This is a genomic window from Bradyrhizobium sp. IC3195 (genome assembly GCF_020193585.1).
In the GTDB taxonomy this organism is placed as follows: Bacteria; Pseudomonadota; Alphaproteobacteria; order Rhizobiales; family Xanthobacteraceae; genus Bradyrhizobium; species Bradyrhizobium yuanmingense.
Genome location: NZ_JADYVG010000014.1, coordinates 100,842 through 126,237, shown reverse-complemented (window position 1 = coordinate 126,237; position 25,396 = coordinate 100,842). Strand labels below are relative to the sequence as shown.

The following is a 25,396-nucleotide window of genomic DNA, read 5'->3' as shown; positions in this document are numbered from 1 at the left end:
AGAACTGCAGGCATGATCGTTCAGCTCATTTTTGGCCTGACTCTTGCTGTAATTGGGCTCGTCACAATGTGACTATCTCCAACTTGTTCAGACGCTCAGGAGACTTGTATGAATTTCCGTCCGCTTCACGACCGCGTCGTGGTCAAGCGCATCGACGCCGATGAGAAGACCGCTGGCGGCATTATCATTCCCGACACAGCCAAGGAAAAGCCTTCGCAGGGCGAAGTCATTGCAATCGGCCCGGGCGGCCGCGATGAGACCGGCAAGCTGATTCCGATCGACATCGAGGTCGGCGACCGCGTGCTGTTCGGCAAGTGGTCCGGCACCGAGGTCAAAATCGACGGCCAGGACCTGCTGATCATGAAGGAGAGCGACGTGATGGGCGTTCTCACCGATGTGTTTTCCACGAAGAAAGCCGCCTAACCCAGCGCTCGCACAGCCCACCCCCTGGCGAGCGCCCGACGGGCGCGCTGAAGGAAGAGAAAATAAGAACTGAGGAATTCTTTATGTCAGCCAAAGAAGTCAAATTCGGAGTAGACGCGCGGGACCGCATGCTGCGCGGCGTCGACATCCTCGCCAATGCCGTGCAGGTCACGCTCGGTCCGAAGGGCCGCAACGTCGTGCTCGACAAGTCGTTCGGCGCGCCTCGCATCACCAAGGACGGCGTTGCCGTCGCCAAGGACATCGAACTCGACGACAAGTTCGAGAACATGGGCGCCCAAATGGTGCGCGAGGTGGCTTCGAAGGCGGCGGATGCTGCCGGCGACGGCACCACCACCGCGACCGTCCTGGCCGCCGCGATTGTCCGCGAGGGCGCCAAGTCGGTTGCCGCCGGCATGAACCCGATGGACCTCAAGCGCGGTATCGATCTCGCGGTCGAGGCCGTCGTTGCGGACCTGCAGAAGAACTCCAAGAAGGTCACCTCGAACGAGGAGATCGCCCAGGTCGGCACCATTTCGGCCAACGGCGACCAGGAGATCGGCAAGTTCCTCGCCGACGCCATGAAGAAGGTCGGCAACGAAGGCGTGATCACGGTCGAAGAGGCCAAGTCGCTGGAGACCGAGCTCGACGTCGTCGAGGGCATGCAGTTCGACCGCGGCTACATCTCGCCCTACTTCGTCACCAACGCCGACAAGATGCGGGTCGAAATGGAGGACCCTTACATCCTGATATACGAGAAGAAGCTCTCCTCGCTGAACGAGCTGCTGCCGCTGCTCGAGGCCGTGGTGCAGAGTGGCAAGCCGCTGGTCATCGTCGCCGAGGACGTCGAAGGCGAGGCCTTGGCCACGCTTGTGGTGAACCGTCTCCGTGGTGGTCTGAAGGTCGCGGCCGTCAAGGCTCCGGGCTTCGGCGATCGCCGCAAGGCCATGCTGCAGGACATCGCGATCCTGACCGGCGGCCAGGCGATCTCGGAAGATCTCGGCATCAAGCTCGAGAACGTCACGCTCAACATGCTCGGTCGCGCCAAGAAGGTGACGATCGACAAGGAGAACACCACGATCGTCAACGGCGCCGGCAAGAAGGCCGACATCGAGGCGCGCGTGGCCCAGATCAAGGCGCAGATCGAGGAGACCACCTCGGAATACGACCGTGAGAAGCTCCAGGAGCGTCTCGCCAAGCTGGCCGGCGGCGTCGCGGTGATCCGCGTCGGCGGCGCGACCGAGGTCGAGGTAAAGGAGCGCAAGGATCGCGTTGATGACGCGATGCACGCGACCCGCGCGGCAGTCGAGGAAGGCATCCTGCCGGGCGGCGGCGTCGCCCTGCTCCGGGCTTCCGAGCAGCTCAAGGGTCTGCGCACCAAGAACGACGACCAGAAGACCGGCGTCGAGATCGTCCGCAAGGCGCTGTCCTGGCCGGCCCGCCAGATCGCGATCAACGCCGGTGAAGACGGTTCGATCGTGGTCGGCAAAGTCCTCGACAACGAGCAGTACTCTTATGGCTTCGATGCGCAGACAGGCGAGTATAGCAACCTTGTCTCCAAAGGCATTATTGACCCGACCAAGGTCGTGCGCATCGCAGTCCAGAACGCCTCCTCGGTGGCGGCGCTGCTGATTACGACGGAAGCGATGGTTGCCGAGCTGCCGAAGAAGGCCGGGGCTGGTCCAGCAATGCCTCCAGGCGCCGGCATGGGCGGTATGGACTTCTGATCCACTCTCTCAAAGTATCGATGACATGAAAAACCCTGGCACGAATGCCAGGGTTTTGCTCGGGCGAGCTTGCAACGTAGCCCTTGCAAGCCGCGCCAAAGGCCCAACCCATCCGCCTATCCGTATGAACGGCGGTAGGGCCCAGACTTAATTTGCTTGTGACTTTTCCTTCGGCGGGGACATGGCCTCGGTCCACGTTAAACGGGTCCAGCACTGCGATGGAAGTGGGCCTGTCGCTATTTCAGTCTCACGAACCTACCTCTGCTGAGTGTTTGAACTCTTCGTCTGGGGCTTATCCGGCGCCGCCTACCCGCTTTCGACCTTCTTGCCTACTTTCCTGTCCTGACGCGTGGTCCCAAGCGCCCAAATACCCTTTCCTGCAGTTTCGCACTTACATCTCATGGCGAGAGCGCTTGTTTGAAACCCCTCAGCGAGAATGCTCATTGTCAAGAGCCACAAGATGTCCCGTGGAAGTGCCATGATTTAGCGTGCGCTTCATTTTTGTCCTCGCGGATGGGCTCCGCTTCGCCTACCGGGCCCTGAACTCCGCCGCAGGGTCCTACCATGATATCTGTTTTAGAGAGAGTGTGTGTCAGCAGGTTGCGCAATTGAGGCTGTTGAGCATACGGCCAGGCAAATCACGGGGAATGACTTTTGAGGATGCAGCGGGACCGAAACTATGGACTACCCAGAAGTCGAGTTTTACGACTCTGAACACTTTGGCGGGCTGGTTGCGCCACGTGGGTTCGCAGCAAAATCGGCGATCTATTGCCGATTGCCCTCCGGGAGCATTCTTTGTTGTAGAATTTGCGCCAAATCCCCACGTTTCCTGGGCGTCTGCATGGCTGAGGAACTGATCGGCGCTGAGATCGGCCGGGAAGCGGTAGGCGCAATAAACCCCCGTCCCCGACAACGTGCTTATACTGCGCTTGCATCCACACTATACCAATGTGTAGCCAAGCTAGCCACGCGGATGAATTGGCCCGAAGCGGGGCCGGGATCATTATGGGCCTTATGGCTATGTATACTCAGGTTAACGCCCAATTCGGTGAGGCGCAGGAACGCACAGCTGAGGGCCGTGCAGCTGCACTTTTCTCCAGTTTGATCGCTGACCTCAGTCAGCTGAATTTCGCAGACGCTGATGACCGCCGAGCATTCCCTCCAACCCTACACAGCATCTTGGCAAGGCATGGACTGTTCGGGCTCACCACACCAGGAGAGCACGGCGGATTAGCTCTTTCCTTGCAAGAGGCCATCGACCTCATCTCCGCCACTGCATCCTTCGACGTCTCCGCTGCCTCCACCCTCGTCATCCATAACTTCCTAGCCTTGCCCTGCATCGAAGCGGCACCGCACATCCCCGAACAAAAGCATATCATTCGGGGTGCAACACGCGGCGATCTCTGCGCTTTCGCTTTGACCGAGCCTGGAGCTGGCTCTGCCCCGAGGCATATAGAAGCTTCGGCTCTCATGCGCGAAGATAAAGTTCGGATCTCTGGCCGCAAGATCTGGATCGGCCTCGCTGACTGGGCTCGCTGGATCGTTTGCTTTGCTCGCGCGTCTGGTCCCGATGCGAAAGGTCGGCTCGTTGGTGTACTCGTTGACAGGCAGGCTCCAGGGCTAAAGGTCACGCACGAGCATCGCACACTCGGTCTACGTGGCATTATTCAGAATACTCTGGAGTTTCAGGATGTCGAGGTGCCGCGTGCTTACGTGCTCTCTCGCGATCAAGACGGCTGGGGCGCGGCGTCATCTAGTATGAACCGCGGCCGCATCGGTGTGGCTGCTATGGGTCTTGGAGCGCTTGAGCGCGCTATCCAGCTCGCAGCCTCTTATGCAAGCCATCGTCGACTCGGTAAACTGCGTATGATCGAGAACAGCTACATCGAGCAGTTATTTGGGCAGATGGTGCTGCGGCGGGAAGTCGTGAAGGCGATGCTGGCAGCATCCTGCCGACTTGTTTCAGCGCAGGGCGCGCCCAACGTCCACCTTGCGTCGGCAACGAAGGTTTTGTCCTCGGAATGGTGCGGTCTTGTCGCTGATCAATGCGTCCAGCTGTTAGGTGGCCGTGGTTACGATGAGGGAACGCCTTTAGCTAAAATCTATCGAGACGCTCGCATCCTCCGCATCTTCGAAGGTCCGACTGAGGCGCTCTTATCACACCTCGGCCGCTGCCTCCTCTCTAAAGCCACCCGTGATGAAATAGCCGATCTGTTTCGGTCAGTTGGTGCGGCTTCAGTCCATGCTGCTGCAATTGAGGAACTCTCTGGGCTCCATGAGACAGACGGTGCCGTGCTGATCTATGCGGGTTGGCTCACCACATTGGGCTTGGCAAAAGCTGTCATGTCTGCTGGTTGCTTCTCTATCTCAGATTGCGCCGCAGCAGCGGCTGACCTGGTCAGTTCCGAGCTAGCAACTCTCCGTACTCGCGCGCCGGCACGGCAATCTGTCGAAGTCCGCAATCGGGCCAGTCGGACTCTGACCACCTTCCTTCAAGACGCGGCTTGTTCTATTCGCTCACCTGTTCTCACTGACGATTACCTTAAGCTAGTGCAGTATGTCTGAGAACTAGCGGATGCCGGACCTCTTTCCACCTGGTGGTCCCGCGCGCGACTATGCAACTCCGGAAAGCCGAAGACTCAACGGCGAGATCAATCGGCGGACCGAGGTGGTCGGCATCTTCCCCAACGAGGACGCCATCGTCCGCCTCATCGGTGCAATTCCTGCCCGATCAGAACCACGAATGGGCCGTCCAGCGCGCCCATTACATGACGCTGGAAGCCATCGCAACGTTGAGCGATGATCCCACCGTCAAGCCTACCGGCGATCGCCAACTGACCTCCCGGCTCCAGCCGCTGGACGCCGTGACCCGCCGCCCGTTGCACTATGACATGGGACACGATCGCATCGTATCATCTACGTGACACCCGACCACAATGTCGAGAAAGAGGGGTCCGTGAAAGGCAAGCGTAGATCGGATCCCGTTTTGACTGGCGCTTCACGGCTATTTTCGCCCGCGTGAAGCGCTTATGCGCCTTCCATTTTCCGGACAATGCGGAGACAGCGGCCTCGAGCGCTATCCGGTCGATGAAGCGGCGATCGAATTTCTCTGGGCCGCACGGACGCATATGTCCGTGCTCGGGACGAGAGGGGTCACCTATGACATCGAGGTATTCCGACATAGTCCGGCACACCGCCGACATCCGGCGGCATCGAGTAAGAGTGGAAGGCCGTTCGTTCGCCTGTTGTCGGATCACTTTTCGCGCTTGATCGGATGGGCCCAGCTGTCGTCGAAGTCGCAGAGATAATGGATCGTCTTTCGTGAATGATGTCGCAGAGCCGCGCCTTGCACACATCGATGGGCTTCTGATGACACTTTCTGCGGCACATGGCACATGCGAGTTTCACGACCTCTTTGAAGAGATCGGCTTGTGTCTATGCTTGACCATACCCTTAAGTCGGACGTCCGCTGGACAGACGCGTGGGTTCCAGACAGGAGCATCGACCCACCCACACCGGCCGCTTTCGTTTTATAGATCGCGTCGGGTTCGTCAGCTTTCGGAAAGCTAGTCCGTGTACAATGCCGTTGAAGTTAGCGGCGCGTGGTAGGGACAGCGCTTGCTCCGTGTATGCGTGGGGCTTTTGGGCGCCGAGTCACGTTTCTGCTAACTTCAACCAGTGCGGGCGTGGCAGGGACAGCGTCTGATCCATCCAGCCCGACCAGCGCCGAGTCGCGCCCGCGCTGCTTCCGGTGTGAGACTGGAATCATATCTAAACCACGGGGCGACGTCTTCCAGATCAAGCTAATAGCCAGCTTGCGCGCATTCCGCGGAGAGGGCTCCGGGTCGCATGTCACCTGGCATTGTTCGGGAAGTGTCAAATGACCTTCTAGCCCAGCTCGATGCAAAGTTTGACCGTCAGGCTTGGAACGAACCTGCGTCGGTTCCGGGGCTGAGGTCTTCTCCAGAGCTGAACGTCAGCGGAAGTGCAGCGACGAGGACAAGGCGCGGATTGTTGCGGAGCTCGTGGCGAACGTCGACTCGGTCGTGCGCTGGTGCGACGGCATGCATTGTCGTCCACAGCAGCTGTTTGGCTGGCGAGGTCAGTAGAGAAGTGGCCGGCGACGATTCCGAAGCCGACGAAATACAGCTTGTGCCGCCTGTGTTGGATCCGTGATGCTCGCCCTTGGCCCTGAGCGCAAGGACGAAAAGCGCCGAACCCCATGCGAGGAGCTTAACCAGCTTTCATGCAAGCTCTAACGGGCCAACGGTCCTGCTTCAGTGCAAGCGAAGCCCATTGAGTCTTTGACGCGCGAGGGCACGAGCTCATGAACCCGAGTGACCGGCCAGCCTCTCTCTGAATATTCTCCCCCTCGCTGCACTACTTCCAGAGAGCTTCCGTCGAGCGTGCCCCTCCAACGTCCGAAGGGCGCCGGTGAGCTCCGCTACCACGTCGGGCGCACGTTCAGGGTGCCACAATCCGTCTTCCGTGCCGTGGTGTTGCACTGTCGGACGCGACGCGGCTGTCCGGCATTAATCGCGAAAGCATCCGCGCGTGGGATCGGCAAGGCCCGTTTTGGAACCTCCGCAACACTCACGTCATCCTCTGTGTGACGACCATCGATATATCAAGTCCGTTCGGCGGGTTGCGGTAGCGGTCGGCAAGACTTTTGAACAAATCACCCATCTGATCTGACCGAACTGTAAACTCTCCATAGTTAGGATCAAAGAGGGTCGTCATTCCGTTCGATGTAGACGTTGCGATCATGTGGGCGTCACCTTCGGCGAATCGCAAGCTGACCAAATAGATCGATGGATCGTGGGTGACCTCGCTCACGATCTGGTCAATGCGCGAAGATGTACCAAACCTATATCGCTTTTGCTCGGCGGACGGCTCTAGGCCAGCTTCGCGTAACATCGTGCTTCTTGCCTGAGGATTGTGAGAACTTTCCGCCGACTTGAGGCGTTCATACCGCTGCTGCAGCACTGCGGCTGAGCTGTGAGTTTCAGTACCCGGGCGGAGCGCCCTCATCCGGGATGAAGGACTGCTTGGGAGATTGCGGATCCACTCCGCTGCCAATCCAACGCAGATGCCGTTGACATTGGCCTCGGACAATTCAGCAGTCCTGTAACCGAACAGAGGAGGGATAGGCCTCGCTGGAGAGGATGGACTTGAGCTGGAGGACAAAGAGGTTATGCTGGAATCTGAGGTGCTTGGACTGTAAATGTTTGCATCGGAGGTATGTGGCCTGCTGCAGCAGAGCCCCATTTTGTCGGGCAATTCCCCAGGTGACGAGCTCTCCCGTCGAGCGAGATCCATCAGTGTTTGCGCAAATTCGCTGCTGTCTGCCGGCTGACTCGGTTCGTTAGTTTGATTAGGGCGTGTGGATTGACCACTAACTCGATTATACATGGCGGCTCGCCTGCCTCTTCAGCGTACGTTGCCTCAGAGCGAGGGCGGGCTGCTTACGCCCTGCCTGCGAATGCTATTGCGGCAAGCTGACGACGAGCTGACAACCAAATAGGCTTGGAGAAGCTACCGCCCGAGTTGGCTATTTGGCGACTCGACCGTCTCTGCTCATCAGCCCCGCTTCAGATGAGGAGTAGTGCCGACGAGCTACCGGCTCTTGCAGAGCGACCGGTAGGCCTAGCTTGAGCAATTCCGCATGCCGTCAGGGTGACCGGACCCCGGCTCGTGGCGTAGGCGGCGCCTGGACAGCGCCTTCGTCAAACTGAATTCGGCCTTCGCTTTGGCTTCGGTCTCAGCATTTCGCGTTATGCCATTCGGTCGGCACATGCTTTTCGCTTCGTCGGATCGTCCAGTGATTGACTCGTGACAAGTCGTCTGCCCGGTGAGACGTCGTTGTTGCTGCCGAACCGGCGTTCAGCACGGTACTGCAAACACTGGTTTGAATGCCACCAAGACCCGAACTTCAATTCGTTCCTTCGATAATAATTGGTCCCAACCGCATACGAGGCTCTTGAACCGGATCAGTGCACCATCAGCAGCTCCTTTGAAAACAGCGATTTCAGGCTCAGCACCCCTGCACAGTGCAACAGGCGATCGGCGACTATATCCGCTTGCGACGCCGCGTTCCGGCGGCGCCGAACCGGTGCTTCTGCACCCGCTCGGCCTCATCTTCCGCTCAGATATCCTTTTAACTCAGCTCATCATGCTGTCGCGCTCATCTGGGCGAACAACATTGCGGCTTCTGATGGCCCTAGCCCAACGATGCCCACAAAGCTCGGCGGCGGCATTGGGATGCCGCGATGAGTGGGTCTCCACAGGTGCAGGCAATATCGGCTGTTATTCACATACTGCGAATGTGGCGGATGCAGTTGCATGACACACTCCTCTTCATCCCAGAACAGGTCTTTGACAAAGCACATTTCGTCCCAATTCGGACAGCGCCGCGGCGTCGAGACAGCGACATGCTCCCAGCCAGGACGGACGAATCCACTTATCTTTAGTTCACACCCGCAAGGCCCCTGCACGAGGAACACGCCGCAAGGGCCTGATCCCGGAACGGTAGCGAACCGGCCGTGTTGCACGCGGCCGGCCTCCAGCTTCTCTATCATCTGCGCCCGCACGCCCGCTCCTTTGCCTCTCGGATGGCCTTGAACTCAACGCAGATGACGTTGTCTCGCAACTCGTCAACCGGCTCGATCCTCGGCCCAGCGCTCCTATACTCCTCTTCAGCGCACCATCTGAGAAAGCCGCAGATGTTCATCATCACTCGTTCTCCTGTTATAGTCTTCTAACACTCGCATTGTGGGCGAAGGTCGCTCTCAAGGGCCACTGATTGCCTGAGCATGCGCGATAGCACGATCTGCGCGATGGCGAATCAGTCCGCCGATTGCACCTTCCCGCTCGTAAGGCAGCTGTGCCATCAAGCCCCTCTCATGCGAATCATCCTACTTATCGATGCCAGCCAGTATTGGTCGCACGTCGCCGAACAGATCGCGCATCAGCAACAGCAATGTCCGCCATCGCTCTTGCCCGCTTCAAGCAAGCGTTAGCGCCCATTCATGTTTCATGGTGACCTTCTTCACAAGAACTTGTCAGCTCTTGGCCGTCACCTCCTCTTCAATGAATTGGTCGTCATCATGGCATGCTCCCTATGGTGGCGTTTGACATCCACATTCTATGATGCGCAAAACCACTGCTGGCACCAGTTGATGCTTCGCGGCGATCTTACTGCTTGGTGAGATCGTAGTACTTGACCATTCGCAGCTTTCGGTCGAGTCTGAACGGTGCCAATGCGCCATCTACGTAAGCTCGATTGAATTGTACGGGACCAAATCAAAACGGGCCTGCACCAGAGCCGCTGACGCCGAGCACGAACTGTTTTCGAGCTGATAGCATCCAGCGGATCGCCTGCCATCTCGGTGTCTCCTCGTAAGGTGATGGTCAGAAACAATGATTAATCGATCTCTATGAGTGCGACCGCCGGCCGTCTTCCCGCACTACTACGATACAGCTCTTACGCATTTCTCACGGTATGACGCTCGCGAAGCGCTCACGCTTTTGCTGCTAATGCGGGTGTTGTCTTTCAGACATGGACGTCGCGAATCCGACCTTGGACAGCGGTTCCGTGTCGCCAACGCCCGACAGAGGCGTTTTTGCTTACATCAAAGCGGTGCCGACACTTCTCCGTCGTGGCATGTAGATTGCTGTGGCAACGGAACGCCGACCTTAAATGCACCGACGATACGACGAGCATACCATCGGCCGGATGCTCGCCGCGCTCAGACAAACGATTCTGACACTCTCCTTATGAAAGAGGACCGCGAACTTATGAGTAGTACGAGGCATGCAAAACCCGGCATTTTTCCGTGGACCAGCGCGACGTCTGATGAAATGACGCATTGGCGCGCACCAAAGCAACAACCGATCAAGCATTACGGCGCCGATTGTCGCTCCCGGCAGGTGCAAAGGAGGTGGAACCTTTGGCTGCTGGCTGCACTCCTCATAAATGCGCTGCTTTGGGCCGGTATCTACTGGATCATCGCAGCGCTCTTCTGAAATAATCTCGCGGATGCCAAAGGCGCGAGGAGCTTACCGACACCTCTCGCATGCCGCGGCCGCACCGTATGCGCACCATCAATCGGACGTGGAGACCTCTTCACAGACTTGGTTCCAGTGACACACTTCGCGCGACTACCTGGAAATCCGTCCCTCCGACCAGCGCAAAGTAAATATTGAGCGATGCCGCAGAACTCTCGAATTTGCCAAACTGATATGCCATTGCAGCCGCGACGAAGTGCCAAACACTGACCTGTAACAGCTCAACATGTCCCCGCGCGGATGTCATCCGGGCTTCCGCTTTAACTGGGACGCATTGACTCAAATTGAGGTCTGTATCCCGCATTTTTCGTCATATGAGAATTAGCTTTCGAGAAGCTGACTAAACAAGTAGACTTGAAGGAGCGTTGGGCAGGCGGCCTGCTCCGCCTTCACCTACGTGTCGCGATCAGGAGCGCGCCACAGGACCGTCAGGATGCCTTGGCCCACGGTGCCCCTCAACGTCCCTTCCAGGCACTGACTTGCAGCTGAGCGACATTTTGCGCGGACCATTAGGTCGGGTAGCGATCAACGGGCTGGGGGCCTTTTTGATGATCCGCAGCGACGCTTTACAGCTCTTCCTCAGGCCACGTATCGTCCTCGTTTTTGTGCATCCGCCACACGTGGGCACGCCGAGCCAGCTTGTCGTATTCCACGGCAATTTTAAGCAGCCTGTCTTTGGCTTTTCCGTCAGCGAGCGCTTCCGCTTTCTTTCGCGTTGCTTCCGCACGGCCTCGCCAGTGGTCGGGCTGGTAGAGTTTACTTTTCGGATTCATGCCGAGAGCATGCAATTGGCAGATCAAAGAAATGCGACACCGGCGCTCCGTATAATCACGTAACAGCGACGCTCGTGGCCTCGGTTGCCGAAGCGGGCAGTCGCCATGCACAGCTGCTATTCTGAAACACCAAAGTGCGCCTTGCAGCCGAGGCTCGTACGAAGAATCCACAGCCCCGACATGCTCAGACGATGGGATGCACAAGGGGCTTGAATCGGACCTAGCGTTAGATTGTACGATCCTTGACAAGTGGGAACCACCTCCGACAATCCAGCGGTCCGGACAATCATGAGAATTGCGAATGTTTCAAACATCTAAACTCACCTGGCGCGACTCGATCAGGACGATAAGATCTTCCAGGCGCATCGTTGTCCGCGCTTCGTCGGAGCTGTTCCTGTCGCGGCTGGACGAAGTCGCGCGTTTCGAGATCTGCACGGCAGGCGCTTCCATCACCGTAGCCTCACCGGAACGGACGCAAGACGGAGGCTCCGCCTCAGATACCCCACCCAACGAACACGGGCGCGACTACACCAAACACAGTCTCGGCCCGCGCCATCATGGTTCGCTCTGAACGATCGAATGCATCATCAACCGTGGCTTGAGCGCACCTGGCTTTTGCCCGATCTCTCTGCCTCGCGATAGTTGGCCCGGGCCCTTCCCGTCGCCGGCTACCGCGTCAATAGTCGCCTGGCGGATAGGCTCAGCCAGAGTACCTGAGCACATGTCACGCCCAAGCAATGCCTCGCGACATCCAAGCATGCACAACCGCACAATCACCGGAAGCTCCGAAATGATCACTTGTTTGGCCAGCTCACCCGCCAGTGCTTCCCCTCTTCGCGGAGCTCCACCACTAGGGCAGGTGCCGTTTCGTCGTGCCGGACAGATGACCAGCACCGTACAGTCAGACCGCAAAAGTGAAAGGACGAGCTTGCCGGCACCGCACTTAAGCAGTTCCGGCTTGTTTCGCGGTTGACAGGTCATGTTGGCGCTTCGCGCAGGAAGAACAATACCGCAGCCCGACCGACCTAAAGGGATATCATGACTCAAAATCAACGAACTCAGCTGCCTTCGCGCCTCACACTCTACTACTGCGCCGTCGCTCTTGCCGTCGCAATGACAGCTCTAATACCCAGGCTGGTCAACGCGCGCGATCAAGCGCCGACCGCAGAGGAGAAAGAGGCTTGCATGGAGGACGTGTTCCGCCTTTGTAGCAGCCACATACCAGATCGCACCGCTATCACTGCCTGCCTCAGATCCAAGCAGGCGAGCCTCAGTCAGCAATGTCGCTACGTGATCTCCGTGCGCGACACTGGCAAAAAAAGCAGCGACTCGAAGTGAAGATGTGCTGCCTGTTCGTTTGCCTCATCCACAGAAGTGGTCCAAGCCTGACCTGCAGGACGGTCACCCGAGGTCAGATGACGAGCATGGCCCCCTACAATTGACCGACGCTCTGGTTCAATCGCGCTTGTCCGGATAGGCGAATGCATAAATTACCCTTCGATACCGTTCTGATCGCCAATAGGGGTGAGATAGCCGCACGTATCATCAAAACCTTGAACAAGCTTGGGCTTCGGTCTGCAATTGCCTACCATGAGGTTGACGCGGGAACCCCGGCCGTCTCAATGGCCGACCTGGCTATTCCGATCAGCGGCCGCACGCCGATCGCAAGCTATCTGGATATCGAGCAGATCATCGCTGCCGCCCGCAAGGCGAACGCCGGCGCGATACATCCCGGTTATGGAATGCTTTCCGAGAATGCGGAATTCGCGAGTAGAGTGACAAAGGCCGGTATTGTATTCATCGGACCCGCTCCAGAAACGATCGAGCTAATGGGCGATAAGATCCGCGCCCGTGAGTTCGTTCAAAGCAACGGCTTTCCAGTCGCACCCTGCGCCATCGAGGAAGATGATCCGGCCACATTCGTTTCGAGAGCGCGGGCTATTGGAGTTCCTTTGCTCGTGAAGCCATCATCTGGCGGTGGCGGCAAGGGAATGCGGATTGTACGCGACCTCGCTACGTTAGAGGCAGCCATTGAGCAGGCGAGCAGTGAAGCGCGTCGCTACTTTGGAGATGGCCGACTTTATGTTGAACGATATATCGAAAGACCGCGACACATTGAAGTACAGGTGCTCGGTGACGCCTTCGGTAACTTGGTCCATCTCTTCGAGCGCGAATGCTCGGTGCAGCGCCGTTTCCAGAAGATCATCGAGGAAACGCCCTCGCCAGCGCTATCACCAGAATTGCGGACCCGGATTTGCGAAACCGCCGTCGGCATCGCCCGTGCAGCGAACTATCAGAATGCAGGAACGGTCGAGTTCATTTTCAGCGGCGGAGAGTTTTACTTTCTAGAAATGAATACACGCCTTCAGGTCGAACATCCGGTGACCGAGATGATCACCGGCGTCGATCTGATCGCCGAACAAGTCTATGCGGCAGCGGGCCGAAAACTTGCACTTTCGCAGTCCGACATTCTTTCAAATGGGCATGCAATCGAGCTCAGGCTTTGCGCCGAGGCTCCCGAACGCGGATACGTCCCGACCACCGGCAAAGTACTTCTTCTCGAGTATCCGGATGGCGCACGAATCGACAGCGGCATCATGCAAGGCCAGCACATCACGGCGGCATTCGATCCCATGCTCGCCAAGATCATTGTGCATTCACCGAGCCGCATAGAGGCTGCTCTGAAAGCCTACCGCGCCGTTCGCGAACTGGTTCTACTTGGGTGCGAGACCAACGCGAGCTTGCTCGCACGGATTCTTTGCGACGAGGCATTTCTTGGCGGTCAGTTCCATACGGGATACCTAGAAGAAAATCCACATCTCGCCGCCGACAACTTTGCTGCCGAAATGTCTGCGTTCCTGGCATCTGCGGCTCTCCTGACAAGACCGGTCCGCGAGTCGGCCGATGCCGTGCCCGAGTTTCACGCAGCGCTCGGTAGTTGGAGAAATTGACGTGTATCACTCATTCGAGGTCGACGGCGTATATCATGAATTGTGGCTTTCACCCAACCAGCAAGACTACAGGCTCCATCTTCGAGACCAGGTGATTACCCCTGTCGCGTTCAGCCATTGCAATGACAGTAGCGGCATCTTGACCATTGCGGGCCAGAGCGAACCGGTCAGATTCGCCATCGAGGGGGAGCTAATTCACCTCCACATCCGCGGCAGGACGCGCATTTTGCGCTACAACGACCCGTTGCGAGCGTGCGCATCCGGCAATAACGAGACTCACGCTTTGGAGGCCCGGGCGCCGATGCCCGGCTTTGTTGTTGCGATCACAGTTTCGTCCGGTCAATCGGTCTCGGCGGGAATGGCACTGATGACGATTGAAAGCATGAAGCTGGAAACGATCATACGCTCACCACAGGATGGCATCGTCCATCGAATTCACGTCAAGGAAGGTGAGAGCTTCGAGCACGACGCTGTGCTGGTCACGCTCTCTAAAGAAGGGCGCTGAAATGCAGCGGATCGGTTCCGTGGCGAACGTGAACTCGCAGGAATTTCGTCGCAACGACCTGCACAACAGACAACTTGCCGCCGAATTGAAAGAGCGCCAACGCGTTGCCCGCTTCCACAGGCCTGAGCGGGACTTCGAGCGGCTGCGTCGGCAGAATAAACTTTTTGTTCGTGAGCGGCTCGCGGCCTTGCTCGATCCGGAAACTCCGTTCCTAGAGCTTTCGACGCTGGCCGCTAACAAGGCATACGACGGCGAGGTGCCCGGCGCCGCCCAGGTTGTCGGCATCGGCATTGTGGCGGGGCGAGAGGTTATTGTTCATGCCGACGATGCCAGCGTGAAGAGCGGCGCATGGTATCCACTCTCGGTCAAGAAGATCGTGCGGACACTGGATATAGCCATCGAAAACCGTCTGCCGGTGGTTCACCTGTGCGACTGTGCCGGCGGATTTCTGCCTTTGCAGGCGGAATTCTTTGCTGATCGCTACCATGCCGGTCGAATTCTCCGCAATCAATCCGTTCTCTCGAAGATGGGGGTGCCGCAGGTCGCCATCGTCATGGGCCACTGCACCGCGGCAGGGGCCTACGTCCCTGCGCTTAGTGAATACAACATTATCGTCGAAGGCACTGGAGCGATTTTTCTCGGCGGCCCTCCGGTCGTGAAGGCTGCCACCGGCGAACAAGTGTCCGCCGACGAACTTGGCGGCGCTCTCATGCATACCAGCGTGTCGGGCACCTGTGATTACTTCGCAAGCTCCGAAATCCATGCGATTGCGATTGCCCGCGACGTCGTTGCTCGCTTCCACCAACCGGCGAAGACCTCGATCGATCGAGTGGCCCCCGAGCCGCCCGCCTATAGTGCGTCCGAACTCTACGGTATCATTCCAAAGGACGCGCGAGCGCAGTTCGACATGCGAGAGATCATCGCTCGTCTGGTCGATGGCAGCCGATTTCAAGAATACCAGCCGCGGTATGCGACATCACTCGTGTGCGGCTTTGCGCGGCTTTATGGATATCAAATCGGGATCATTGCCAATAATGGCGTGCTGTTCGGCGACAGCGCGCTAAAGGGGGCTCATTTCATTCAACTGTGCGACAAGAACCGGACGCCCCTGCTCTTCCTGCAGAACGTAACTGGCTTTATGGTTGGCCGCGAATATGAACGGCGTGGGATCACCAAGGACGGCGCCAAGCTGATCATGGCGGTGTCCGGAGCGTCCGTGCCGAAGTTTACGATCGTTTGCAATAGCTCGCACGGCGCAGGAACTTACGCTATGTCGGGACGCGCGTTTGATCCTCGATTCGTGTTCAGCTGGCCGAATTCTCAGATATCTGCGATGGGCGCCGAGCAGGCCGCCGGAGTTCTCACACACGTCAAGGCCAGACAATTGGCTCGCGCCGGAGGGCGCCTCTCGGAGCAGGAATTGGCAGCCATTCGAGCACCAATTTTTGAAGAATATCGCGAGCGGTCAAGTGCCTATTATGCGACCTCGGAAATCTGGGACGACGGCATTCTTGATCCTGTCGATACCAGAACTGCCCTCGCAATCGCATTGAGCGCTTCGCTCAATGCGCCGATCGATGCGCCGCAATACGGCGTATTCCGACTGTAAGGCAGGACCGAACACGGCTGGCTCACCGCTTCATGCGGGCGGATCAACGGGACGCGTCGATCGCTCTATGAAGGCTGTCCTGCGCACCTTCATTTACAATCAGGTGGCGTTATTTTGTAGAGCCCAGCTGAGATCGGGCTCCATCTCCCCAGCACCAATACTCGCGAAGCAGGTAGAGGAAGCCGCTTCAATGCTCCACGACGGCGGCGCCCGACGCTAAAAGGCTTTGGCGGTGATCCGGTCGGAACACCGCGGTAAAGAGGCCGCTGCGGGCGTGGCAAGCGGGCGCGAGAGAGTGCCATCGGTCCTGGCATCAAGAAACTACAGTGTTCTACTGGCCGACGATCTCCTCTCGACGGCACGAAATGGAGAGCTTGACCCTCACGTAGCGTCAGGTTGTAGCCTCGCCGAGGGCGCCCACACTCAACCGACTGCCGCCTCAAACGTCGCGGAAGAGATCGAGGTTTGAACAAGGAACGTGTAAAGTTCGATGGAAGAGCTTAGATCGATCATTGGCAAAGTTGCCAGCGGCGCCACTCTGACGCGCGAGGAAACTGCGTCAGCCTTCGACAGCGTGATGTCGGGTTACGCGACTCCCTCGCAAATCGGTGGCTTGTTGATGGGGATGCGGGTCCGGGGCGAGACGGTCGAAGAAGTCACCGGGGCCGCCTCCGCGATGCGGAATAGAATGCTGCGCGTGGAGGCGGCATGCGACCCCGTCGGTATCGCTGGCACGAACGACACCCCTATATATTCGGTCAACGTGTCGACGTGTGCTTCCTTCATCGTCGCCGGGGTCGGCATTCCTGTCGCCAAGCATGCCAACCGCGCTGCGTCTTCGGGTTCAAGCACCGCAGACGTGTTGGCGCGCCTCGGCGTGAAGGTCGATCTCAAGCCTGAAGCTATTGCACGTTGTGTACAGGAAGCCAACATCGGCTTCATGTTTGCCTCGGCCCATTATCCGGCGATGCAGCGCGTCGGCCAGATCCGGACAGCACTTGGAATCCACACGATCTTCAATCTAATCGAGCCTCTGTCCAATCCGGCCAGGGTCAAGCGGCAGATCGTTGGGGTATTATCTCCCGAATGGGTCCAGCCTCTGGCGTACGTCTTGAAGAACCTCGGTGCCGAGTCGGTATGGGTTGTTCATGGCTCGGACGGGCTCGACGAAATAACCCTTACCGGTCCAACCTTTGTTGCTGCGCTTGAGGCGGGTATAGTCCGCACCTTCGAAGTGACGCCGGAAGAAGCCGGGCTCCCCCGCTGCCGCGACGCGCTGGAGAGCGGCGATGCAGAGGCTAATGCCGTTGCGCTGCAAAATGTGCTTGATGGCGTACCAGGTCGATTTCGCGACGCTGCGCTTTTGAACGCGGCGGCGGCATTGGTCGTGGCCGGGCGGGCCTCGACCCTGCGGGAAGGCGTAGCACTTGGACAAGAATCACTTGATGGCGGCGCCGCAGCCGCTCGACTGAAGCGCCTGATCGCGGTTTCGAACGCGTGACAGCCGAGCTGGCCGATGTTCCAGTATTCCGACCAAGACTGTTGCTCACGAGCGCGAAAGTATTGCAGGCGCGAATGCGCGTCACTTCTGCGGGATTTCAAGGAGCGTGCGCCGCCTGCGCTCGCCCTCATCAAAGCAAGTCGCGCTGAGCACGCGGCCCGAGCGCCAACTTTTTTCGACGAGAGTCTGTTGCAGCCAGAGTTGCCGAGGTGAGGACCCACGAGGAAGCGCGCTGCGCGCCAAAGGAGAGAATCGATGATGTCCTGGCTGAAGGTTGAAGTACAAGGATCTATTGCAGTGTTAGAACACATCATTCGGAAGTTCCGAGAATTGATCGATACAGATGGCTCGATCCCGCCGGAGTTGCGGGGAGCGCTGCACGCGACGCTGGATAAGCATCTTCTCGAGGCAAAAAAACGTATTCTCCTAAAGGCGCTTTAGGTACGCAGATACCGTCTACATGCGGAGAAACTCTGGTAGGCGCGCGCCGGTACCGAAATCGGCATCATCCCCTCCGCCCGGCGGCCCAGCGAGGTTCCAGCCCAGCTGGTCGGATCGCGACCACAACTCTGTGTGCACTGGCGCGTCGGCGGCCGCTCAGCGCGGTTCTGCTTGAGAAGGGTCCTATTGAAACTCCTGGCGGCGGCAATTCTCAGTTCTGCCGCTGCAATCGCCGATCCCGATAACAAGGTGAGATACTGCACGTCCGTCTGGTCATGACTTCAGCTAATCCAGAGGACATCGAAGTCATAGCCGAGCTCGACCTGAGCTTGCTCGTCACGTAATTCCGACACCGGATACCTTATTAGGGGCCGCCCAATACGGATAAAAGTCGGAATCGGGTACAAGTCCAGAGGCAGATCATGAGCCACCAGTTTGAAATGCCGTCTATCCGACCGACAGAGTTCCGTCAGACCATGCGCAATCTGGCCAGCGGGTGTCGCCATCGTGACGAGCGGAACGGCAGCCGGACGACGTGGACTGGCGGTGAGTTCTTTGACGTCCATCTGCATGGAGCCGCCGTGCCTGGTCGTTGGCATCAATGCCCGCTGCGAGGCACATGATCAGATCCTCGCCAGCGGCAGCTTTGGAGTCAGTCTTCTCCGCAGTGACCAGGAAGACCTTGCCCTGCATTTTGGCGGTCGGGAGGGGCCCAAGGGTGTTCACCGCTTCGATACAGCGCCCACCGCTATTGCCGAACGCATTTTGCGCGCTCGAATGCGTTTTGTATGACCACAAGGTGCTTGGCACCACATACCATCTTTATCGGATGAATTTATCGCGACCCGACAAGGCCGTGGCAATCCATTGATCAACTTCCGGGGCGCGGAACCCTACTGCTTGACTGAGCGCGGTGGCATCGATCCCTGGCCGCTTCCAGCGACAGTCGTCGAACAATCGACCGGGCTGCAACTGTTTCACTGATTAGAGCTCGTATTGAGAGGTCCGTCCCCTCAGCTCCGGCGATTTCGGCGCTTCGCCGCTCGTACGATGCTGCCGCTGGCCGGCGACCTTCCGCGTTGAGAGGCGTGGGGGTCACCTGGTCAGGACAATGCGATTTGCGCGGATCTCGCAGGAAGGTCCTGATCAGAATAATTACAGCTCACCAGAACGACCAACTCCAGAAGGGCCTTCTTCTTAGGTCCGCATAATCCCGTCGAAAACTACCAGCTTTGGTAGCTCAAGTTAAGATCGACAGGCGCGTACATCGTTGCCGCAGCAAGATCGGCCAGAGGCACGCCTGGGTCACAACGGCTGGCGACCCTTTAGATGTTCGGCCTCGATTCTGATGTGAGTACATGGTTGATGTCATGATCTTGCAGAACGATAACAATCGAATTCAAAAGCGTCAGACAACTATGTCCAGCAACGCGTTCGAAATCGCCCCGATTCTCGAGGGCATTCGCCGCTGGGTCATGATCGAATCTCCGACGGAGCGGCCGGATCAGATCAACAAACTGGCTGATGTCGTCGCAGCAGGCTATCGCGACCTGCCCGCCAGCGTCGAGCGCGTTGCGGGGCATGACGGCTGCGGCGATCATTTGGTTATCCGCTCTTCTTGGGGGCAGGGCGTACCGGGCCTTCTAATCTTGAGCCATCTCGACACCGTCCATCCGATGGGATCCATCGAACGGCTACCCTTCAAGATCGACGGCGACAGTGCGTTCGGCCCCGGCATCTACGACATGAAGGGCGGCGCCTACCTCGCCTATCACGCATTCCGGCAGATCTGCGCCGATGACGCACGCCCGCCGCTCGGCATCACCCAGCTCTACGTCTCGGACGAAGAGATTGGCAGCCCAACCTCGCGCGCGCTGATCGAGGCCGAGGGCCGCAAGGCCAAATACGTGCTCGTGACCGAGCCGGCGCGCGACGGCGGCAAGGTCATCACAGGGCGCAAGGGCGTTGCGCGCTTCGAGGTATTCATAAAGGGTGCGGCCGCGCATGCCGCCACGCGCCCCGAGGACGGCCGCAGCGCGATTCGGGAACTCGGCCATGTGATCCAGACGCTGGAGGCGATGAACGATCTCACGCGCGGTATCACCGTCAATGTCGGCGTCGTCCGCGGCGGCACCAGGCCAAACGTGATCGCGGAACTGGCCTATGCGCAAGTCGACATGCGCGTCCCGACCATGGCCCATGCCGACGAGCTGGTGCCGAAGATTCTGGGCATCAGCTCGCGCACCGAGGGCGTCAAGGTGAAGGTATCAGGCGAATTGAACCGTCCGCCATATGAGAAGACCAGCGCCGGCGCCGCGGTTTACGCACACGCCAAACAGCTTGCTGCCGAGCTTGGATTCGAGCTGCTCGACGCGTTCAGCGGCGGCGGCTCCGATAGCAATTTCACCGCGCCGCATACCGCGACCCTTGACGGCCTTGGCGTCGATGGCAAGGGCGCGCATACGCATTATGAGCAACTCTACATCTCGTCGATTGAACCTCGCGCTCGGCTGCTGTACCGCCTCTATCAGACGCTGCGATAATCCCAGCACCAGGCGAAGTCAGTGACCGCGAGGTACGTTGGATGACGCCCGCCGGCACATTCGCGGGATCGTTTCTCCAACGCCGCAAGGGCTATAGGCTGGTGCCCCTATCAGGCCGACCTCATCGAAAACTATCGGTCGGCCGCATTTGGCCTCGCACGGTCGGCGCCAGATAGACGTGACTGAGCTATTCAATGACGGCGCAGCGGACTTCAGGCGCGCAATCGGCTGCAAGGGCAGCGAGCGCCTGGTCGAAGGGCAAGCGTTTCCGGCAATGGGCTCATCGGCAGGCGACCCTGATCTCGACGGGAGACGAACTTTCTTGGCTCACATCGCAGCGCTGAATGCTTGCGACAGCACACCGGCCGGCGGCCCTTTTCCGGCAGCCTGAGAGCTTGGCCATGTTGTCACAGGCCCCAAAAAAGGGCTTGAATCTCACGTAACGTTAAGTTGTACGGTCTTGAGGTTAGCACCTATCTCGGTCTGTCGCCGGGATTGTGAAGGATTGAGAATGTCTCAGCTGGTCAGATCCAAGCCCCCATGGTCGGTCGTAATCCTCATCCCCGATGCTGGGTCGGTCGGAAGGGCTATGCAGCGAGTGCCGGTTGCGGAGCTACTGCTCGCACGTAGCTTTGAATGGTTCGGCATTCCGGAACCGAGACTATGTGACTGTGCTGGGCCGGGCCACCGGACAGGCGTTGAGGTCAGAATTGATGGACGTAGACCTCCATCCGAAGCCCCTGCGGAGGGTCGCTGCTTCCTGAATCTGAACCAAACCCCTCCTCTGGCGCGACACCGCGCCAAAATCAGTTGGCCGAACCGGCTTTCCGCTCTGTTCAAACTGCTTTCCCATGGCTGGCAAGGCAGACGGCGGGCCTGCGCAGGTTTTCAAAGAGCCTGAGCTGCAAGTGCCGCTCCGCGCAACCACCCGGCATCGCAGATATTGCTTGGCATTCTGGAGCAGCAAGTTGAAAGCGCCCGACGACGTCAAGAAGGTCCTGTTAATCGACCATATTGAAGGCCAATGCCGTTGCATCATCGGCTTCAAAGATGGAGATGCCAGAGCGGCCTATATGTGCGGCGAGCCTGTATATCAAAGACGCGGCAAGAAACTGTCTTCGTGGTGTGCCTATCACTACCGACAGATGCACACGACCGCCGCCGAGCAGAGAGTGAGTGATCAATCGCCCGAGATCCCTCAAGCAATATCCATTGTTCGCAACCCATGACATCCATCAAGAAGGCCTAGGCCGTGTGATCATAGCCTGTACAAGGGCCAACCGAAGCATGTGATCGGAGCCTCGCCAAGCAATTCCGGGTTGCGGCTGAAGCGCGTCGGGACAAACGTAATTTGCGAGCCTGAGGCGCATGGATAACAAGTTGGATCTCTGCACACTGATCGAGCGAAACGCTGCGTATACTCCCGGCAAAACCGCGATCCATTTCGAAGGGCAGAGTCTCAGCTACGCCAGCCTCAATCGACGGATCGAGCGGATCGCTCGCGCCTTCAAGAGCCAGCTCGGCGTCCAAAGGGGAGACCGGATCGCGATCCTCAGCCTCAACAGGCCTGATTATCTGGCGCTGCTCTATGCGTGCGCGAGGCTCGGCGCAATCCTCGTACCATTGAATTGGCGTCTTGCGGCCGCCGAGCACGCTTTCATTTTGTCGGACCCCGGGGCAAAACTGCTCGTTCTTGAGCAGTGCTTCGGCGCAGCTTTGCCTGTCCTGACGAAGCAAGTGCCCCATGCCTCTCTTGTCGGGTTGGACTTTACGCCTCTCGGCGGCTGCAAGTTGGACGATCTCCTGGACGGAGATTGTGGCGACGGACGCAATCCTCGCGCGGAGCCGTCTTGCCCGCTTCTGATCGTCTATACTTCGGGCACCACAGGGCGACCGAAAGGCGCCGTGCTGCGTCAGGAAGCGTTGCTCTGGAACGGCATCATGAGTCAGCACATGCATGACCTCACCTCGGCCGATCACACGCTGGCTGTTTTGCCGTTCTTCCACGTTGGTGGCTTGAACATCCAGACGACGCCGACTTTGCATCACGGCGCGACGGTGAGTATCCAAACCCGCGTTGGGGCGGAGACCATGCTTGATGCGTTCGAGCGTGACCGGCCGAGCCTGGCAGCCCTGGTGCCAGCCATGATGCAAGCCCTGGCCAGCAATGGTCGATGGGAAAGCACCGACCTATCCTCGCTCAGAGCAATCTGTACCGGATCGACGATGGTGCCTCAGCACCTTGTCGAGCGCTTTGTCGCGCGCGGCGTTCCAGTCCTGCAGGTTTACGGTTCAACGGAGACCTGCCCGATCGCTGTGTATACGAAGCTCGGCGGAAATCTCGTGCCTGAGGGCTCAAGCGGCTTGGCAGGTCTCTGCTGCGAAGCGGCGATCCTGGATGATTCGGGCCGCAAGTTGCCGCCCGGTAACCCAGGCGAAATCGCAGTCCGTGGACCCAACGTTTTCTGCGGATATTGGGGCAATCAACAGGCAACGCGTGAGGCTCTGAGCAATGGTTGGTATCGCACTGGGGACATTGGCCGCTGCGACGCAGATGGATATATTTGGGTCCACGACCGCAAGAAAAACCTGATCATTTCGGGCGGAGAGAATATCTATCCGGCAGAAGTAGAGCGTGTGCTTGCGGACCATCCGGATGTCGCGGAATGCGCCGTGGTCGATCGACCCGATGCGCGCTGGGAAGAAGTACCGGTCGCTTATGTGATCAAGCGACCGGGCGCCCGGATCGAGGCGGAAGCGCTGACGGCACATGTCCAGTCACAGCTCGCCCGTTTTAAGGTGCCGCGCGAAATCATTTTCACACAAGAACTACCGAAAACCGCGTTGGGCAAGATCCAGCATTTTTTGCTGAAGGATCGCCACGTGATCAGCCCGAAAGGAGCTATCAATTGAGATCGGCAGATTGGAGGCGCGCCGTACTCTCCCGCTACATCGCAGGTGATATCGAGACGGCGCAAAATCAACCTTCGCTCAGTGCCTCACCACGGCGCAGCAAGTTCAACATTGTGGCCTGACGATCCCTGTCTGATCGCGTCCAGATGCCCGGAGGTCGCGGATGCCGCGGATCTTGATCATGAATGCCGGTACGGCTCAAATGTCGGGCGCCGATCTGACACCAGCTCAACTTTCGCTGGCCGCCAACTCGGCATACCGTTCAGCGTGGTTTGCCCAGCACGGCGACCTAATAGTCTCCCCGGTAGTCATCCCGGCGGATCTGCTATCCTTCATTGGCGCGACGCTCGATTTCGACGCATCGAGTCTTTTTCTCCTTGTACCTGAAGGCGGCCGCCAATCGCCGGTCCTTGATGACTGCACATTGCTGTCCAAGACTGTCGTTGAGCGGATCAACCGACATATTCGTCAGAAATCAAACTGGCGATTGCATCCCTGCTACTCTACTGAAGGCGTCGCACGCCTGGCGACCATGCTGGGCATACCGCAGACCGGCGACGACTTCGCTCTGCAGCGAGGGCCTGATCTGTTGAACCGCAAGAGCCACTTCCGTCAATTGGCGACAAGCGTCGCACTTCCGCTGCCCAATGGATCTGTCACGACGGACTCAAACGAACTATTCAGAGCGGTCACTTCCCTCAGATCCGAGACCGGCAGAGTCATTGTAAAGCTGGACAATGGAGCCGGTGGGGTCGGAAATGTCATCCTGACCGGCAAAGAAAGCGATCCACTACCTGGGGCAAGAGATACCCGGCGAATTTCATGGCCGTCGTTTGATCCTGACGCGCTTTGGTCTGAGATGACAACAGCGTCGTGTAGGACGCTGGTCGTGGAGTCGTACCACCTGGCCCGGTCTTTGTTCTATCTCGAGTATGAAATCGAGGATGATGGTTCAATCGTTTTCATCAACAGTGGAAACATACGTCTGCGTAAAAGCACAGATCGATCCGAAAGAGCTCTGATCTGGACAGGACTTGAGCTTCCAAGTGACCTGACGAACGAGCAATGGTTGACCGCCCAGGCACACGCCTACCGATTTGTGGCACTTGCGCGAGACCTGGGATATCGCGGAATGATCAACATTGACGCCATTTTCGCGAATCACGGTCGGTTGCTGTTTAATGAAGCGAACGGCCGCTGGGGTGGCGGCTCGGTGTTACACAGTATTGCGGTCCGGCTGCTGGGCTTCGACTATTCCGGTTGCAAGGTTATTTTATCCGTGAGAAATGTTCGATCACGATCCCTCCAAACAGCGCATGATCGTTTCGGCAAGGAAGGATTTCTATTCGACCGCACACGCAAGGAGGGCGTGATCCCGCTTGCTGCCGACGAAGAGGCTGGCACGGTGGAGTGCCTTGTGATCGCGCGCGACAGGCCCGCGGCCCGCGATCTGCAGCACCGCCTACTGAGAATTGCTTGATTGAGACCATCGACCATATCTTGGACCGTTCAATTGATCCGAACTTGCCCCTGCTTTCGATCGCGCCTTGAAACCCGTACCTGAGGATGTGACGTGAATGTCTGCTCCGTCTCGCTCTGGCTCTGTCAGCCCTAATCGCGGCTACCCTTAAGTCGCTCGTGAAGTGCGTGCCGATCGGCGGTAAGCCTCCGAGAAGAGACGCCTTGCAGCGGACTGGCCTGATAGCTGAGAAGATCAGTGCGCTGAATCGACTTGAGGTGGTGGAAACAGGCCGGCGGCGGCGCTGGTCTGAGAGGATAAGGCTCGGATTGCTTTGGAAAGCATGTCCGAGCCACGCCTGGTTGCGGCGACAGCGCGGCGATATGGCTTGTCGCGTTCTCTGCTGGTGACTTGGCGAAGGGCCGCCGCGGCAGACCGGACCAAATCCGAGGCTGGCTTTGTCAGGGCAGTTGTGGCCGAGGGTGAG

The 25,396-nt window shown here is 58.4% G+C and carries 17 protein-coding genes and 1 pseudogene; 15 read left to right on the top strand and 3 right to left on the bottom strand.

Annotated features, from left to right (window positions below):
* Positions 1–108 precede the first annotated feature (108 nt).
* The 4 genes and pseudogenes from I6F09_RS24625 to I6F09_RS24610 form a co-directional block, all read left to right on the top strand.
* On the top strand, positions 109–423 hold the full coding sequence (locus tag I6F09_RS24625; RefSeq protein ID WP_128932171.1) for a co-chaperone GroES: 315 nt from the start codon (positions 109–111) through the stop codon (positions 421–423).
* Between the two features lie 83 nt (positions 424–506).
* The gene (gene groL / locus I6F09_RS24620; protein WP_225189236.1) at positions 507–2,147 is read left to right on the top strand and encodes a chaperonin GroEL; all 1,641 of its coding nucleotides are present in this window, start codon (positions 507–509) and stop codon (positions 2,145–2,147) included.
* Between the two features lie 1,020 nt (positions 2,148–3,167).
* Positions 3,168–4,712 (top strand): acyl-CoA dehydrogenase family protein, encoded by a 1,545-nt coding sequence (locus I6F09_RS24615; protein WP_225189235.1) that lies wholly within the window; start codon positions 3,168–3,170, stop codon positions 4,710–4,712.
* 70 nt (positions 4,713–4,782) lie between these two features.
* A pseudogene (locus I6F09_RS24610) lies at positions 4,783–4,951 on the top strand (transposase); the annotation flags it as partial.
* A 1,789-nt stretch (positions 4,952–6,740) separates the two neighbouring features.
* On the opposite strand, the gene I6F09_RS24600 reads toward I6F09_RS24610, so the two are convergent.
* Positions 6,741–7,415 carry a YopT-type cysteine protease domain-containing protein gene (locus tag I6F09_RS24600; RefSeq protein ID WP_225131004.1) on the bottom strand — a complete coding sequence of 225 codons (675 nt, stop codon included), beginning with the start codon at positions 7,413–7,415 and terminating at the stop codon, positions 6,741–6,743.
* 3,278 nt (positions 7,416–10,693) lie between these two features.
* Here I6F09_RS24600 and I6F09_RS24595 point away from each other — a divergent pair.
* Positions 10,694–11,050 carry a hypothetical protein gene (locus tag I6F09_RS24595; protein ID WP_225142056.1) on the top strand — a complete coding sequence of 119 codons (357 nt, stop codon included), beginning with the start codon at positions 10,694–10,696 and terminating at the stop codon, positions 11,048–11,050.
* A 243-nt stretch (positions 11,051–11,293) separates the two neighbouring features.
* On the opposite strand, the gene I6F09_RS24590 is transcribed toward I6F09_RS24595, so the two are convergent.
* Entirely contained in the window at positions 11,294–11,437 is a 144-nt protein-coding gene (locus tag I6F09_RS24590) for a hypothetical protein (protein ID WP_225142055.1), read from the bottom strand.
* Positions 11,438–12,468: 1,031 nt separating this feature from the next.
* Between I6F09_RS24590 and I6F09_RS24585 the strand changes: the two genes are divergently transcribed.
* From I6F09_RS24585 to I6F09_RS24565, 5 genes are all read left to right on the top strand, one after another.
* Complete coding sequence (locus I6F09_RS24585) at positions 12,469–13,938, top strand: biotin carboxylase N-terminal domain-containing protein (RefSeq protein ID WP_225142054.1); 1,470 nt, start codon at positions 12,469–12,471, stop codon at positions 13,936–13,938.
* 1 nt (position 13,939) lies between these two features.
* Positions 13,940–14,443 carry a biotin/lipoyl-containing protein gene (locus tag I6F09_RS37750; RefSeq protein WP_225142053.1) on the top strand — a complete coding sequence of 168 codons (504 nt, stop codon included), beginning with the start codon at positions 13,940–13,942 and terminating at the stop codon, positions 14,441–14,443.
* Between the two features lie 19 nt (positions 14,444–14,462).
* The gene (locus tag I6F09_RS24575) at positions 14,463–16,052 is read left to right on the top strand and encodes a carboxyl transferase domain-containing protein (protein WP_225189233.1); all 1,590 of its coding nucleotides are present in this window, start codon (positions 14,463–14,465) and stop codon (positions 16,050–16,052) included.
* 490 nt (positions 16,053–16,542) lie between these two features.
* Positions 16,543–17,553, top strand: a complete 1,011-nt coding sequence (trpD, locus tag I6F09_RS24570; RefSeq protein ID WP_225130979.1) for an anthranilate phosphoribosyltransferase — start codon at positions 16,543–16,545, stop codon at positions 17,551–17,553.
* 255 nt (positions 17,554–17,808) lie between these two features.
* Positions 17,809–17,994 carry a hypothetical protein gene (locus I6F09_RS24565; protein ID WP_225189232.1) on the top strand — a complete coding sequence of 62 codons (186 nt, stop codon included), beginning with the start codon at positions 17,809–17,811 and terminating at the stop codon, positions 17,992–17,994.
* A 281-nt stretch (positions 17,995–18,275) separates the two neighbouring features.
* On the opposite strand, the gene I6F09_RS24560 is transcribed toward I6F09_RS24565, so the two are convergent.
* Complete coding sequence (locus tag I6F09_RS24560) at positions 18,276–18,566, bottom strand: hypothetical protein (RefSeq protein WP_225130982.1); 291 nt, start codon at positions 18,564–18,566, stop codon at positions 18,276–18,278.
* Between I6F09_RS24560 and I6F09_RS24555 the strand changes: the two genes are divergently transcribed.
* From I6F09_RS24555 to I6F09_RS24535, 5 genes are all read left to right on the top strand, one after another.
* Positions 18,502–18,786 carry a flavin reductase family protein gene (locus I6F09_RS24555; RefSeq protein ID WP_346730129.1) on the top strand — a complete coding sequence of 95 codons (285 nt, stop codon included), beginning with the start codon at positions 18,502–18,504 and terminating at the stop codon, positions 18,784–18,786. The two genes, I6F09_RS24560 and I6F09_RS24555, sit on opposite strands and share 65 nt — an antisense overlap.
* A gap of 626 nt (positions 18,787–19,412) precedes the next feature.
* The gene (locus tag I6F09_RS24550) at positions 19,413–20,537 is read left to right on the top strand and encodes a M20 family metallopeptidase (protein ID WP_249784588.1); all 1,125 of its coding nucleotides are present in this window, start codon (positions 19,413–19,415) and stop codon (positions 20,535–20,537) included.
* Positions 20,538–21,388: 851 nt separating this feature from the next.
* On the top strand, positions 21,389–21,766 hold the full coding sequence (locus I6F09_RS24545) for a hypothetical protein (RefSeq protein ID WP_225130986.1): 378 nt from the start codon (positions 21,389–21,391) through the stop codon (positions 21,764–21,766).
* Positions 21,767–21,917: 151 nt separating this feature from the next.
* Positions 21,918–23,450, top strand: a complete 1,533-nt coding sequence (locus I6F09_RS24540; protein ID WP_225189265.1) for an AMP-binding protein — start codon at positions 21,918–21,920, stop codon at positions 23,448–23,450.
* 163 nt (positions 23,451–23,613) lie between these two features.
* A complete protein-coding gene (locus tag I6F09_RS24535; RefSeq protein ID WP_225142047.1) occupies positions 23,614–24,930 on the top strand; it encodes a peptide ligase PGM1-related protein in 1,317 nt (438 codons plus the stop codon).
* Positions 24,931–25,396 lie beyond the last annotated feature (466 nt).